The sequence below is a fragment of the Pseudomonas sp. SCA2728.1_7 genome (genome assembly GCF_018138145.1).
Classification (GTDB): domain Bacteria; phylum Pseudomonadota; class Gammaproteobacteria; order Pseudomonadales; family Pseudomonadaceae; genus Aquipseudomonas; species Aquipseudomonas koreensis_A.
Genome location: NZ_CP073104.1, coordinates 2,992,327 through 3,005,626, shown reverse-complemented (window position 1 = coordinate 3,005,626; position 13,300 = coordinate 2,992,327). Strand labels below are relative to the sequence as shown.

Below are 13,300 nucleotides of genomic sequence, written 5' to 3'. Positions count from 1 at the left end.
CTATCGCGAGCAGGCTCACTCCTACAGGGACCGCGTCTTGCCTGAATCCATGAGCACAATTCAATGACTCCCTTGCCCGCACCTTTGCGCTGGCTCTACTCCCTGGAATGGCGCCGTGGTTTTTTCGACTGGGCGCGCAGCGATGGCGTGACCTGGGTCTACATCTTCAAGGTGTTGATCGCTGCATTCCTTACGTTGTGGCTGGCCATGCGTCTGGAATTGCCGCAACCGCGCACGGCGATGATCACTGTGTTTATCGTCATGCAGCCGCAGAGCGGCCAGGTGTTCGCCAAGAGTTTCTATCGCTTTCTCGGCACGTTGGCCGGCTCGGCGATGATGGTCACGCTGATCGCATTGTTCGCGCAGAACACCGAACTGTTCCTCGGCTCGCTGGCGATCTGGGTCGGCATCTGCTCGGCCGGTGCCGCACGTTGCCGTAACTTCCGCGCCTACGGTTTTGTCCTCGCCGGTTACACCGCAGCGATGGTCGGATTACCGGCGCTGGCGCACCCGGACGGCGCATTCATGGCGGCGGTGTGGCGGGTGCTGGAAATCTCCCTGGGGATTCTCTGCTCGACTCTGGTCAGCGCCGCGGTCCTGCCGCAAACCGCCAGCGCCGCCATGCGCAACGCCTTGTATCAGCGTTTCGGTGTGTTCGCATTGTTCGTGACCGATGGCCTGCGCGGGCGCAGCAAAGCCGAGTCTTTCGAGGCGAGCAACGTGCGTTTTATCGCCGAAGCCGTGGGGCTGGAAGGGCTGCGCAGCGTGACCGTGTTCGAAGACCCGCACATGCGTCGGCGCAACGGTCGCCTGAGCCGCTTGAACAGCGAGTTCATGGGCATCACCACCCGGTTCAACGCCCTGCATCAGTTGCTTGAACGCTTGCGTGGCAATGGCGAAGAACATGTGGTCGCGGCGATCAGACCGGGTCTGCAGGATCTCGCCGAAGTGCTCGACGGCTTCAGTGGTCGCGCCCTGACCAGCCCCGATGCAGCGCGCTTGGCGACAGCGCTGGAGAGCTACAAGGAAGGCCTGCCGGCACGCGTGCGCAGCCTGCGCGCTATCTTCCAGGAAACCGAGCCGAGCGACGCCGAGCAACTGGATTTCCACACCGCTTACGAACTGCTCTATCGCTTCGTCGATGATTTGCACAGTTATGCACAGACCCACGCATCCTTGGCCGATCACCGCCACGAACGTGAGCGCTGGGACGAGCCGTTCACCCCGCAAACCAATTGGTGGGCGGCTGCTGCGTCGGGCATTCGCGCCTCGTTCATTCTGGTTGTGCTGGGCAGTTATTGGGTCGCCACCGCTTGGCCAAGCGGCGCAACGATGACCCTGATTGCGGCCGCCACCGTGGGCCTTTCGGCCGCCACGCCAAACCCGAAACGCATGGCTTTCCAGATGGCGTGCGGCACGTTTCTCGGTGCCCTGATCGGCTTTGTCGAGATGTTTTTCATCTTCCCGTGGATCGACGGTTTCCCACTGCTGTGCGTGATGCTCGCACCGGTGATCGTGCTCGGTTCATTCCTCACGTCGCGGCCGCAATACGCCGGTGTAGGCCTCGGTTTGCTGATCTTCTTCAGCACCGGTTCGGTGCCGGACAACCTGACCATCTACAACCCGTACACCTTCATCAACGACTACATCGCCATGGTCATGGGCATGCTGGTCTGTGCCGCTGCCGGGGCGATTATTTTGCCGCCGAACAGTCGCTGGTTGTGGAAGCGTCTGGAGCAGGATCTGCGCGGCCAAGTGGTCTACGCGATCAGCGGCAAACTCAAAGGCCTGGCGTCGAGTTTCGAGAGCCGTACCCGCGATTTGCTGCATCAGGCTTACGGTTTGGCGGCTGGGGAGCCGAAGGTGCAGAAGAACCTGCTGCGCTGGATGTTCGTGGTACTGGAAGTCGGCCACGCGATCATCGAGCTGCGCAAGGAGCAGGCGATCCTGCCGGTGCACCCGGCCTATGCCGAATCGCAGCCGTGGCGCCAGGCAATCCGCGTGATGGGCCGCGCGCTGGTGCGACTGTTTCTGCAGCCGAACGCCAGCAATCTCGAACGCGCGCTGGTGGCGGTCGACCATGCGATCAGTCGTGTCGCCGCCACCGATGAACCGTTCGCCCCACACTTCGACACCTCGGCATTGCGCCGGGTGAAGAGCTATCTGCACTTTATCCGCACTTCGCTGCTCGACCCGCAATCACCGCTCGCTGCCTACGCCATCGCCAAGCCCGAAGGACTTGCCCATGCCTCGTGAAATCGCCTTCCACGGCGTGTACATGCCGACCATGACTTTGATGTTTTTCATCGCTGCGGCGCTGGCCTGGGCGGTGGATCGATTCCTGTCCGGGTTCGATCTGTACCGCTTCTTCTGGCACCCGGCGCTGTTGCGTCTGAGTCTGTTTACCTGTCTGTTCGGCGCCATGGCGCTGACTGTCTACCGTTGAGAACGATCTGATGAAAAAGTTTTTCAGCCTGCTCGCGACCCTGCTGGTGCTGGCCCTGGCGTTGTGGATCGGCCGCACGTTGTGGGAGCACTACATGAACACGCCGTGGACCCGCGACGGTCGCGTGCGTGCCGATATCATCAACGTCGCCGCCGACGTCACCGGTGAAGTGATCGATGTGCCGGTGCGTGACAACCAACTGGTCAAGAAAGGCGATTTGCTCATGCAGATCGACCCCGAGCATTACCGCATCGCAGTGAAACAGGCGCAGTCGCTGGTTGCCTCGCGCAAGTCGACCTGGGAGATGCGCAAGGTCAACGCCCACCGCCGCGCCGACCTCGACAACCTGGTGATCTCCAAGGAAAACCGCGACGACGCCAGCAACATCGCCGACGCGGCGCTGGCCGATTACCAACACGCCCAAGCGCAACTGGAAGCCGCCGAACTCAACCTCAAACGCACCGAAGTGCGTGCGGCGGTCGACGGCTACGTGACCAACCTCAACGTACATCGCGGTGACTATGCGCGCATCGGCGAGGCGAAAATGGCCGTGGTCGACATGAACTCGTTCTGGGTTTACGGCTTCTTCGAAGAGACCAAACTGCCCCACGTGAAACTCGGTGATAAAGCCGACATGCAATTGATGAGCGGCGAAGTGCTCAAGGGCCATGTGGAAAGTATTTCCCGCGGTATCTATGACCGCGATAACCCGGAAAGTCGCGAGTTGATCGCCGATGTGAACCCGACGTTCAACTGGGTGCGGTTGGCCCAGCGAGTGCCGGTAAGGATTCACATTGATGAAGTGCCGGAGGGTGTTTTGTTGGCAGCGGGGATTACTTGCACGGTGGTGGTAAATCAGAGCGCTGTGGATAACTGATGGATCGAGTCGTCTGCATCGCGAGCAGGCTCACTCCTACAGGGGATCTGTGTCACACCGCAGATCCCCTGTAGGAGTGAGCCTGCTCGCGATAAGGGCGGCTCGGTATTTCAGGAAACTGCCGAATATTCACTCACTGCAAAACGTCTCTTGCAAATGCAGCCACAACACCCGTCCGGATTCGAGTTTTTCAAACACCACCGTCGAGCGCCGATCCGTCTGCGCACCGCTCGCATCGCTCTGCTGTTCGCGGTAACTCACGGTCGCGCCGCGCTGATGCAGGGCAATCACGCGTAACTCACTGAGCTGGATTCTGAAACCTTTCTTCTGCCCGCCTGCGGCTTGGAACAGCAGGCGCAGGGCATCGACATCCAGCGCTCGGCCCAACGGCGTCACCATGGAAAAACGCGGTGAAAAACGCGCCAGCAATCGCTGCAGCGCGGCGTCATCTTCTTCTACGGCAAACCATCGTTCGATGGCTTCGTGCGCCTGGATCACTTCGTCCAGGTAGGGGGTGGCGTCATTCATGCAGTTTTTTCCTCAAGGGCAGGTGGGTTCAATAGTGCGAGCACGTGGGTCGAGTCGAAACGCAGGACGGCGACCATTGGCAACACGGTCAGCAGCGCGGCGGCGATAAAGCAGGCACTGAAACCGTCACCACCCAACGCGCCCAGCAGTGAGCTGAGCAGCGCCGCCGCGAGGCAGAAACCGAGTTGGCGATTGATGTTCCACAGGGCGCTGGAGTGGCCCATTTTTTCTGGCGTAATGCCGACGAAGGCCAGGGTCTGCGCGGTGACGCTGCACAGGCTGCCGCCCAGCCCCATCAGGGCGTAGGCGATGATCAGCGGTGTGCTCGCCGGTTGTTCGATGCGCATCAGCAGAACAATACCCAGGCATTGCAGGAGCATGCCGACGCTGAGCAATGGCTTGGGGCCGATGCGGTTGAAACTGCGTTTGCCGAGCATGATCGCCACGCCCGAACCGACGGCCCATGGCAGCATCAACGCGCCGGTCTGCGCCGCGCCGACACCGAGGGTGTGCAGGTACAACACGGCAATCATGTGGGTGCCGGTGAACACCCCGGGCACACACAAGTAGATCAACATCGCCAGACGCAGCGACGGGTGCTTGATCAGTTGCAGGTCGAGGATCGCGCCGGGTTTGCGCCAGCCATCGCGCAGGTAAAGGCCCAGGATCAGGATGCTGAGTATCAGCACAATGATGCCGAGTGCTCGGGTGCTGGCGTCGCTTACCAGACTGACGGCGATCAATAACAAACTCAGTGCCGACGCCGCCAGCAGCAGGCCACGAGCATCCAGCGTCGGACGCTCATTGAACGGTTGATCGGCTTTCAACCAGAGCAGGCCAAGCCCGAATGCGAGCAGTGTCAGCGGCAGATTCAGGTAGAAAATCCAGCGCCACGACAATGCCTGAACGATCAACCCGCCGGCCGCCGGCGACAGTGCCGGCACCAGCAGCGCCACCAGCAACACCATACCGGTGAAGTGCGCGCGTTGCGTCGCCGGAAATTGTCGATAGGCCAGGGCTTGGCCCACCGGCAGCAGCAGTCCGCCACCGAGGCCTTGCAGGAGTCGCCAGGCAATCAGGCTTTCAATCGATCCGGCTTGTGCCACCAGCGCCGAACCCAGGCCGAACAACAGCAGCGACGCGAGGATCAGCCGCCGTTCGCCGACCCGTGTTGCCAGCCATACGCTCAGTGGAATGATCAGCGTCAGACCAAGCATGTAGGCGTTGCTGATCCACGCCAGTTGCGTCACCGAGGCGTGCAGTTGTTGAGCAATGTCGGGGTAAGCGATGCTGGCGACGAACATGTTCAGCAGGTCGAGCGCGAAGCCCAACAAATACACCAGCGCGACTTTCGAGCGATAAGCCATGTCAGCTTCCCTGTAGTGAGACGTGCAGGGTAGGGCGCTTCTGCTCATGGAAAAACGCTGGTTTGGCTGCTAGTTTGTCAAAATTATTTTGACAAGGAGTGCCGTGGATATGGTCAGCCTGGATCGTTTTGACACCTTCAAAGCCGTGGTCGAGGCCGGTTCGCTGACCGCTGCTGCCGATACGCTAGGGCAAACACGGGCGGTGGTCAGCTTCAACCTCAAGCGCCTGGAGGAAGAACTGGGCGTGACCTTGCTCACGCGCAATACCCGGCAACTGGCGCTGACCGATGCCGGTGAACGCTTTTATCGACGCTGCCTGCGCACGCTGGATGAAGCGCGGCTGGCGATCGAAGAGGCGCGTTCTGAGCATGCACAGCTCAAGGGCACACTGCGTATCACCACGACGGTCGAGTTTGCCTTGGCTCAGGTGGTGCCGGCGCTTGAGGTGTTTCGCCAGCAGCAACCACAGCTGAACATTCATCTGTCCACATCCTCGACCCATGCCGATCTGATTTCCGAGCGCTTTGACATGGCGATTCGGCTGGGACGCATGCACGACTCCAATCTGCGTGCGGTGCAGTTGTCGACGTTCGAAATATTTGCCGTGGCGGCGCCAGGGTTGGTCGAGCGCTTCGCGCCGGTGGTCACGCTGGCCACGCTGGAGTCGATGCCGACGTTAGGGCATGGGCGGGTGCCGGAACTGACCGTGACCGATCCGGCCGGTACAGAGCATTTCTACCAGCCGAAACCGGGAACCACCGCCATCGTCGCGGACAACTCGGCGACGCTGCGGGCGTTTGCATTGACCGGGCAAGGCGTGGCGATTCTGCCGCAATGGCTGATTCAGGACGATCTTGATGCCGGGCGGCTACAGCGTTTGCTGGTGGATTACCGGTTTGCGTCGCAAGGGGTGTATGCGCTGTACCCGGACACCCGGCATTTGCCGCTGAAAGTGCGGGCGTTCATTGATTTCATGAAGGGCTGGGGCTGAGTGTTTGAGGTGTATTTTCTGGCCTCTTCGCGAGCAGGCTCGCTCCCACAGGAGATCTTCGGCATGACAGAGAGCCAATGTGGGAGCGAGCCTGCTCGCGAAAGCGTCAACCCGGTCTCAGAGCTTTGCGCGCAATCCGAACCGCTTCATCAACGTCGATTCGAGCAAGCCCTTGGGCAACAACGCCGCCAGCAACGGCAACGCCCGGCTGCCATTACCAATGCGGATCAACCGCGGCGGTTTGCTCTGCTCTACAGCCTTCAACAATACAGCCGCAAACTCATTGGCCGGCGTCGGTTTGTCCTGTGAAGCCTTGGCCCGTGCCCGGATGCCTTCACGCAGTGGAAACCACGGTGACTGCTCGTTGATCAACTGCTCGGCTTCATGCCCGGCATTCTTGGCGAAACTCGATTGAATCGCCCCCGGTTGAACCTCCATGACGCGTACACCAAACGGCGCGAGTTCCATGCGCAAGGCATCACTCAATGCGTGCACGGCTGCTTTCGAGGCGCAGTACGCACCGGCAAACGGCGTGACCAGCACACCCGACACACTGCCGATATTCACCACCAGACCCTTGGCCCGGCGCAGCACCGGAAACAACGCGCGAGTGACGCCGACAATCGAAAACACATTGGTCTCGAACTGACGCTGTATCGCCGCCACTCCGCCATCGAGCAGCGGCCCCATGGCGCCGTAACCGGCGTTGTTGATCAGCACGTCGAGGCCGCCGTGTTGCTGGTTGATCCGCTCGCCGAGTTGCTCCAGCGCCGCATTGTCGTTGACGTCGAGTTGCACGGCGGTGAACCCGGCAGACGCCAGCAACGCGACATCTTCAGCCTTGCGCGCACTGGCCCAGACTTCGAAACCGGCGGCTTTGAACGCATCGGCGAGGGCACGGCCGATGCCGCTGGAACAACCGGTAATCAACGCAACGGGCATGGCGCATTCCTTGTGCAAATAGAGTGGGGAAGGGGATCAGTCGGAGAAACTGCCTTGCAATCGCTCGGCGCTAAACTCCAGGGTTTGCGGGCGATAACCGGGGCGCAGCGGCGGCATCGGCAGACAGTCTTCCCATTCGCCGCCGGCTTGCAGTTCGCCAGGGCCGCGATAGCGTGGCGCGGTGTATTGGTTGTCGGCCAGATTCACCGTGTCGCCCGGCGCATAGGCTGCAATGCGCCAGCGTAGCTCGGTGAGGGGCACGTCGTTGGCGTTTTTCATTTTCAGTTGCAGCGGACGATCGGCCGGGCATTGTTCCGGGGCGTAAGCGATACGCATCTCAAGGCGCGCCAGTTGCTTGATCTCGCGGTTGTCCAGCCACACCACCCACATGGCCACAAAGCCCAGGCCAATCGCCGCCGCCACCGAGACCGGCAAGGCCTTGGCCGGGTAGCGCAACAGCAGGATCAACCAGGTAATGACCAGCAGAATGCCGATGAACATGCGCACAACCTCGAGGAGAGAGAGGGTCATCCTACCTAAGCGTAGGTGAGGTTGGCGATGGGCATCGGGACTTGCGGTGTCTGACCGGGCCTCTTCGCGAGCAGGCTCGCTCCCACAGGAAATGCATTTCAAATGTGGGAGCGAGCCTGCTCGCGAAGGGGCCAGTTCAGACGACACAGAGTTCGAACAAAAAAAGCCCCCGCCCAACCCGCTGCGGATAGGGGACGCAGTGGGCTGGACGGGGGCTTCTTGTTCTACTGAACGTTATTGCGCGATGGTCTTCACCGACACGCCACGTTCGATCGGGGTGGAGCGGCCGTAGATATCTTCGAAGCGTTCGATATCGTCTTCACCCAGGTAGCTGCCCGATTGCACTTCGATGATTTCCAGCGGGATCTTGCCCGGGTTGCGCAGGCGGTGCACCGAAGCGATCGGGATGTAGGTCGACTGGTTTTCGCAGAGCAGGAACACGTTTTCATCGCAGGTCACTTCGGCGGTGCCGCTGACCACGATCCAGTGTTCGGCGCGGTGGTGGTGCATCTGCAGCGACAGGCACGCGCCCGGTTTCACCGAGATGTGCTTGACCTGGAAACGCCCGCCCATGTCGACCGAGTCGTACGAGCCCCACGGACGATAGACTTCGCAGTGGTTCTGGGTTTCGCTGCGGCCCTGCTCGTTGAGCGTGTTGACCATCTGCTTGACGCCCTGAACCTTGTCTTTGTGGGCGATCATCATGGCGTCTTTGGTCTCGACCACCACAATGTTTTCCAGACCGATCACCGACACCAGTTTGCCGTTGCCGTGGATCATGCAGTTCTTGCTGTCCTGAATCACCACATCGCCTTTGGTGACGTTGCCGTTGGCGTCCTTCTCGTTGACTTCCCACAGCGACGACCAGCAACCGACATCGCTCCAGCCAGCGGTCAACGGCACGACGCAGGCGCGCTGGGTTTTTTCCATGACGGAGTAGTCGATGGAGTTGTCCGGGCAGCAGGCGAAAGTGGCTTCGTCGAAGGTGATGGTGTCGGCGTCTTGCTGGCTGCGTTCGAGGGTCAGCAGGCAGGTGTCGTAGATGTCCGGATCGTGCTTTTTCAGTTCTTCGAGGAAGCGGCTGGCGCGGAACAGGAACATGCCGCTGTTCCAGTAGTAACCGCCGGATTCGACGTACTCGGTGGCACGTTTGACGTCAGGTTTTTCGACGAAGTGCGAAACGCGGCTGACGCCTTCGGGCAGCAGCGAATCGCCGGTGGATTTGATGTAGCCATAACCGGTTTCCGGTTTGGTCGCCGGTACGCCGAACAGGACCATTTCGCCATTTTCGGCGGCGACGGTGGCCAGGGCCAGTGCGCGTTGCAGGGCTTTCTGGTCTTCCAGCACGTGGTCGGCCGGCAGCACCAGCATCAACTCGTCACGACCTTCATTGACCAGCATCATCGCCGTCAGCGCCACGGCCGGCGCGGTGTTGCGGCCGAACGGTTCCATCAGGATGCGCTGGCATTCCAGATTGCGGTTGCTCAACTGCTCGTTGACGATGAAGCGGTGATCCTTGTTGCAGACCACGATCGGGGTGTCCATGCCTTCGAACACCAGGCGCTCGAGGGTCTGCTGGAACAGTGTGTGTTCGCCGGTCAGGGCGAGGAATTGCTTAGGGAACTGCTTACGCGAAAGCGGCCAGAGACGCGAACCGCTACCACCTGACAAGATCACCGGAATCATATTGTTTACTCCATAAAATCGATTGGTTAGAGGCACGAACGCTGTGTCGTTTCACTCTTGTTTTTGTCTCGTATCCGAACTGACAACCCGGTCAAGGGTGGGAGCGAGCCTGCTCGCGAAAGCGGCGTATCAGTCGACATTGATGTTGGATGTCAGACCGTATTCGCGAGCAGGCTCGCTCCCACATGGGGCAATGCGTCAGTTCGGAAAATTTGTTAGCGAGTCGATACCGGGCGTTTTACCCAGACTGGCGACAGGCTGCTGCCGCTGCCGGTGACGTACAGCACCGCGGCTTCACCGCGTTCCAGGGCGACCGGTTTGACGTCGCCGACTTTCTTGTCACCTTCGTACAGCGCCAGGCTGACTTTCACCGGGTTGATTTCACGCTCGCCACGGCCCTTGGCGGCCACGTTCGGCACCACGTCGGTCTTGCCGTCGGCGGTCTTCAGGGTCAGCGGCTTGTCGCTGAGGTTCTGCACGCGCACCAGGGATTTCTGCTTGTTCTTGAACGGCGGCTCTTCGATCAGTTGCGGCGCGCCGGAAGCGTTGTTGACCAGGGTGTAGTAGTGGTCACCGGCGAGTTTCACCGGCAGGGTCTGGCTGCCGACTTTGGCGCTGTAATCACCGCCCGGCATGAAGCTGAAGTCGCTGCTGGCCAGTGGCGCAACGTCGCTCAGGTTGGTGCTGCCGACAGTCGCGCTGACTTCTGCGTTGCTGGCGTTGTAGACACGCACAAAGGTCGAGCCTTTCGGTGCGGTCGGGCCGTAGAGCGCGGCGTCGCCACCGGCGAAGGCAGGCACGGAAAGCACGCTGAGGCCAGCAACCAGAGCGAAGCTTTTAGCGAGACGACGAGGAGTAGTAGTGAAAGTCATGGTGTACCTCTCTTTCAGTTTTGCGCCCGATCGGGCGTCTCGGATTTAGTGTTTACAACTACGTTTTGTTGGCGCGCGCCGGCTTGTTTAAGCTCTGCGACCCACTGTGGGTCGGCGTCGCCGATTTCGTTGTTCACAGGCAGATAACGTTCAGGAAACTCCCAGATCAGCACCTGTGGCGGGCTGTTCTTGAAGTCATCGCTTTTCAGGTAGCTGAGCATCGGCAGGATCGGGCCGTGGCCGTCTTCGGCGTAGCTCACCACGTCGCTGTGCAGCGCTTGTTTCAGCGCACCGACGAAGTTCCAGTTGGGGTTGGCGCTGTAGCTGGTGCCGACCAGTGCCACCGGCACTTCATTGCTGGCGAACAGCGCGTCGTCACCGGCAGGCTGATCGTCGGCCGCGACGGTGTTGCGCTTTTGCAGCGGCTCTTGCGCCGGCATCAGGTTTTCGAACAGCGGATCGAGCGGCAGGAACAGACGCAGATCGCCCTTGTGCGTGACCTTCTCCGCTGGCGTGGTAACGAAGCGCTGCGGCTCGCCGCTGAGCGGGAACTTGTCGGCGATGGTTTTCGCCAGGGTGTTCGCGGCAATCTCGGCGCCTTCCGGCGTCCAGTGGGTGTCGGTGCGCAGGAACACTTGCTGACCGTTCTGCTTGGCCTGTTGGAAAGGCTTGAGCAGGTCAGGGGCGAGGATCTTGTCGGCCGCCACGCGCTGGTGGAAATCCTGATAGAGATTTTCGTGAATGCTCGCCGGTTTCACTTCACCCAGATGCTCCGGGTACAAACGAACCTTGGCCGGCACGATCGCCATCACCAGTTTCACGCCTTTCTCTTTGAGGGTCTGGCGTACGCCTTCGACCAGCGCGTAGTTGCCTTGCAGGTTCAGCTCTTCGTTGACGATCGGGTTGAATTCCTCATCGCTGTACAACCACTGATCGCGACCGAGCACCACGCCCGGACGACCTTCGTTGAACAGTTTGAAATCCAGCGCGGCCCAGAGATTGGTGCCCAGACGCTTGATCGGGAATTCATCGTCGTAATGAGTTTCCACAGCCTTGGTCCAGCGGCCGTTGAGCACCGTCGCGTCGGCGTTGGTGCTGAAGCCGAAGAAGCTGCGAACTGACCACACACCGAGGACCAACAGGGTCACCAGGAACAGGGCGATGTAGAAGATGCGTAATGAGCGGGTCATGTCAGATCCCTCAGAACTGGAAGTAAAGGAACGGCGAGAAGCTTTGCGCCGAAAGTTTGAGAATCGAGGCGATGAACAGCAGCAGGATCAAGCCGCGCATCACGTAGCGCGACCAGTCCACGCTCCAGTAGGCCGGTTGCACCTGGGCTTCGACGCCGACGGTGTAGCCAGGTTCGTGGATGCTCGCCGGGTTTTCGCCAGGCGCGGCCTTGATCATTCCCGGGGTCGCGGTGGCAGGGCCGTTGGCCTCGACGTTGACTTCAGGTTTGGTTTTGGCCGGCGGCTGGTTGGTGTACAGATCGCGCAGACCGAAGAAGGCCAGCGTCACGTACGCCACGACCAGAGTCGCCACTTGCAGGCCGGTGAGGCTGGCCTGATTGAGTTCCGACAGCGACCAGTCGCCGAAGCTGAACATCGCGCCGTACATACGCCCGGCAACGTGCAGGTTCTCGGCACGGAAGATCACCCAGCCCATCACCACGAGCAGGAAGGTCAGCGCCCAGCGGATCGGGTTGAGGCTGCGCGGCGAGGTGTTCAGGCCCAGCGCTTTCTCAATCGCCAGCCACATGCCGTGCCAGGCGCCCCAGACGATGTAGGTGATGTTCGCGCCGTGCCACAGACCACCGAGGAGCATGGTCAGGAACAGGTTGCGATAGGTCATCAGCGTGCCTTTACGGTTACCGCCGAGGGTGATGTACAGATAGTCACGCAGCCAGGTCGACAGGCTGATGTGCCAGCGACGCCAGAACTCGGTGATCGACTGGCTGATGTACGGCTGTTTGAAGTTCTCCATGAAACGGAAACCCATCATCAAGCCCAGACCGATGGCCATGTCGCTGTAACCGGAGAAGTCGAAATACAGCTGCGCGGTGTACGCCAGCGCGCCGAGCCAGGCATCACCGGTAGTCGGGTTTTGCAGGGCGAAGCAATGGTCAGCGACCACCGCGAGGGTGTCGGCGATGAAGACCTTCTTGATGAAACCCTGCATGAACCGCGTGCAGCCCTCGGAGAACTTGTCGAGGGTGTGCGTGCGGTTGTTGAACTGATCGGCGAGGTCGCGGAAACGCAGAACCGGGCCGGCAATCAAGTGCGGGAAGATCGCCACGAACGCCGCGAAGTCGATCAGGTTGCGCGTGGCCGGGGTGTCGCCGCGATACACGTCGATGATGTAGCTGATCGATTCGAAGATGTAGAACGAGATCCCGATCGGCAACAACACGTGGGTGAGGATGAACGGCTCCAGACCGACCGACGTCATCATCGCGTTGATGCTGTCGACGCCGAAGTTGGCGTACTTGAAGTAGCCGAGGATGCACAGGTCGACTGCTACGCCGAGCAACAGCCAGCGCTGCGCCGGTTTAGTCCGCACACCGGCGGCACCGACTTTGAGGCCGATCCAGTAGTTCCACAATGTGACGGCGGCGAACAGCGCGAGGAAGTCCACACGCCACCAGGCATAGAACACGTAGCTGGCGATCAGCAGCAGCAGGTTGCGATAGCGTTGCCCGCTCAAGTAGTACAAGCCGAGAAAGATCGGCAAGAACAGAAACAGGAACACGTTGGATGAAAATACCATCCCGATCTCTCCATGTTTGAACCAACAGTCAAGGGCCAAAGCCCCCCCAAACCCCCCGTGGTAGTGGAGGGGTGAAACGGTGTTTCTGTCAGGGTCGTGCAGGGCCTTGAAATCTTTCCCTCACCCCCCGCCCTCTCCCGGAGGGAGAGGGAGCCTGATCTCCATGTTTTTCAAAAATGGAGATCGACTCGGTATTTCCTTGGAGCCTGATCTCGGTTTTTTCAAAGCCTGAGATCGACTCGGTATTTCTGTGCAGCCTGATCTCGGTTGTTTTTCAACGCCTGAGACCGACTC

At 60.4% G+C, this 13,300-nt stretch carries 12 protein-coding genes; 4 read left to right on the top strand and 8 right to left on the bottom strand.

Going from position 1 to position 13,300, the window contains the following annotated elements; genetic code table 11:
* Positions 1 to 63: 63 nt before the first annotated feature.
* The 3 genes from KBP52_RS13510 to KBP52_RS13500 are packed head-to-tail and all read left to right on the top strand — an operon-like array spanning position 64 to position 3,323.
* Positions 64 to 2,256: an FUSC family protein gene (locus KBP52_RS13510; RefSeq protein WP_212622934.1), complete on the top strand. Its 2,193-nt coding sequence runs from the start codon at positions 64 to 66 to the stop codon at positions 2,254 to 2,256.
* Positions 2,246 to 2,446: a DUF1656 domain-containing protein gene (locus KBP52_RS13505; protein WP_007914106.1), complete on the top strand. Its 201-nt coding sequence runs from the start codon at positions 2,246 to 2,248 to the stop codon at positions 2,444 to 2,446. The genes KBP52_RS13510 and KBP52_RS13505 overlap by 11 nt, the downstream gene beginning before the upstream one ends.
* 10 nt (positions 2,447 to 2,456) lie before the next feature.
* Positions 2,457 to 3,323 carry an HlyD family secretion protein gene (locus KBP52_RS13500; protein ID WP_212622933.1) on the top strand — a complete coding sequence of 289 codons (867 nt, stop codon included), beginning with the start codon at positions 2,457 to 2,459 and terminating at the stop codon, positions 3,321 to 3,323.
* 129 nt (positions 3,324 to 3,452) lie between these two features.
* On the opposite strand, the gene KBP52_RS13495 is transcribed toward KBP52_RS13500, so the two are convergent.
* On the bottom strand, positions 3,453 to 3,851 hold the full coding sequence (locus tag KBP52_RS13495; RefSeq protein WP_123594990.1) for a DUF4440 domain-containing protein: 399 nt from the start codon (positions 3,849 to 3,851) through the stop codon (positions 3,453 to 3,455).
* A complete protein-coding gene (locus KBP52_RS13490) occupies positions 3,848 to 5,266 on the bottom strand; it encodes an MFS transporter (protein WP_349251754.1) in 1,419 nt (472 codons plus the stop codon). The genes KBP52_RS13495 and KBP52_RS13490 overlap by 4 nt, the downstream gene beginning before the upstream one ends.
* A 61-nt stretch (positions 5,267 to 5,327) precedes the next feature.
* Between KBP52_RS13490 and KBP52_RS13485 the strand changes: the two genes are divergently transcribed.
* Positions 5,328 to 6,209, top strand: a complete 882-nt coding sequence (locus KBP52_RS13485; RefSeq protein WP_212623128.1) for a LysR family transcriptional regulator — start codon at positions 5,328 to 5,330, stop codon at positions 6,207 to 6,209.
* Positions 6,210 to 6,326: 117 nt separating this feature from the next.
* Here KBP52_RS13485 and KBP52_RS13480 read toward each other — a convergent pair whose 3' ends face one another.
* The 6 genes from KBP52_RS13480 to KBP52_RS13455 form a co-directional block, all read right to left on the bottom strand.
* Positions 6,327 to 7,151, bottom strand: coding sequence for an SDR family oxidoreductase (locus KBP52_RS13480; protein ID WP_077571207.1), 825 nt, complete (start codon positions 7,149 to 7,151; stop codon positions 6,327 to 6,329).
* A 36-nt stretch (positions 7,152 to 7,187) separates the two neighbouring features.
* Positions 7,188 to 7,652 (bottom strand): multidrug transporter, encoded by a 465-nt coding sequence (locus KBP52_RS13475; RefSeq protein ID WP_212622931.1) that lies wholly within the window; start codon positions 7,650 to 7,652, stop codon positions 7,188 to 7,190.
* 264 nt (positions 7,653 to 7,916) lie between these two features.
* On the bottom strand, positions 7,917 to 9,368 hold the full coding sequence (locus KBP52_RS13470) for a mannose-1-phosphate guanylyltransferase/mannose-6-phosphate isomerase (RefSeq protein WP_077571209.1): 1,452 nt from the start codon (positions 9,366 to 9,368) through the stop codon (positions 7,917 to 7,919).
* Between the two features lie 215 nt (positions 9,369 to 9,583).
* The gene (locus tag KBP52_RS13465; protein WP_007914291.1) at positions 9,584 to 10,240 is read right to left on the bottom strand and encodes an alginate O-acetyltransferase AlgF; all 657 of its coding nucleotides are present in this window, start codon (positions 10,238 to 10,240) and stop codon (positions 9,584 to 9,586) included.
* 14 nt (positions 10,241 to 10,254) lie between these two features.
* Entirely contained in the window at positions 10,255 to 11,430 is a 1,176-nt protein-coding gene (locus KBP52_RS13460; RefSeq protein ID WP_212622930.1) for an alginate O-acetyltransferase, read from the bottom strand.
* 10 nt (positions 11,431 to 11,440) lie between these two features.
* Positions 11,441 to 13,006, bottom strand: coding sequence for an MBOAT family protein (locus tag KBP52_RS13455; protein ID WP_212622929.1), 1,566 nt, complete (start codon positions 13,004 to 13,006; stop codon positions 11,441 to 11,443).
* Between the last annotated feature and the right edge of the window lie 294 nt (positions 13,007 to 13,300).

Bases quoted from the DNA above. Each gene is read 5' to 3' on its own strand.
- KBP52_RS13510 (WP_212622934.1), top strand. From the start codon at position 64: ATGACTCCCTTGCCCGCACCTTTGCGCTGGCTCTACTCCCTGGAATGG.
- KBP52_RS13505 (WP_007914106.1), top strand. From the start codon at position 2,246: ATGCCTCGTGAAATCGCCTTCCACGGCGTGTACATGCCGACCATGACT.
- KBP52_RS13500 (WP_212622933.1), top strand. From the start codon at position 2,457: ATGAAAAAGTTTTTCAGCCTGCTCGCGACCCTGCTGGTGCTGGCCCTG.
- KBP52_RS13495 (WP_123594990.1), bottom strand. From the start codon at position 3,851: ATGAATGACGCCACCCCCTACCTGGACGAAGTGATCCAGGCGCACGAA.
- KBP52_RS13490 (WP_349251754.1), bottom strand. From the start codon at position 5,266: ATGAGCAGAAGCGCCCTACCCTGCACGTCTCACTACAGGGAAGCTGAC.
- KBP52_RS13485 (WP_212623128.1), top strand. From the start codon at position 5,328: ATGGTCAGCCTGGATCGTTTTGACACCTTCAAAGCCGTGGTCGAGGCC.
- KBP52_RS13480 (WP_077571207.1), bottom strand. From the start codon at position 7,151: ATGCCCGTTGCGTTGATTACCGGTTGTTCCAGCGGCATCGGCCGTGCC.
- KBP52_RS13475 (WP_212622931.1), bottom strand. From the start codon at position 7,652: ATGTTCATCGGCATTCTGCTGGTCATTACCTGGTTGATCCTGCTGTTG.
- KBP52_RS13470 (WP_077571209.1), bottom strand. From the start codon at position 9,368: ATGATTCCGGTGATCTTGTCAGGTGGTAGCGGTTCGCGTCTCTGGCCG.
- KBP52_RS13465 (WP_007914291.1), bottom strand. From the start codon at position 10,240: ATGACTTTCACTACTACTCCTCGTCGTCTCGCTAAAAGCTTCGCTCTG.
- KBP52_RS13460 (WP_212622930.1), bottom strand. From the start codon at position 11,430: ATGACCCGCTCATTACGCATCTTCTACATCGCCCTGTTCCTGGTGACC.
- KBP52_RS13455 (WP_212622929.1), bottom strand. From the start codon at position 13,006: ATGGTATTTTCATCCAACGTGTTCCTGTTTCTGTTCTTGCCGATCTTT.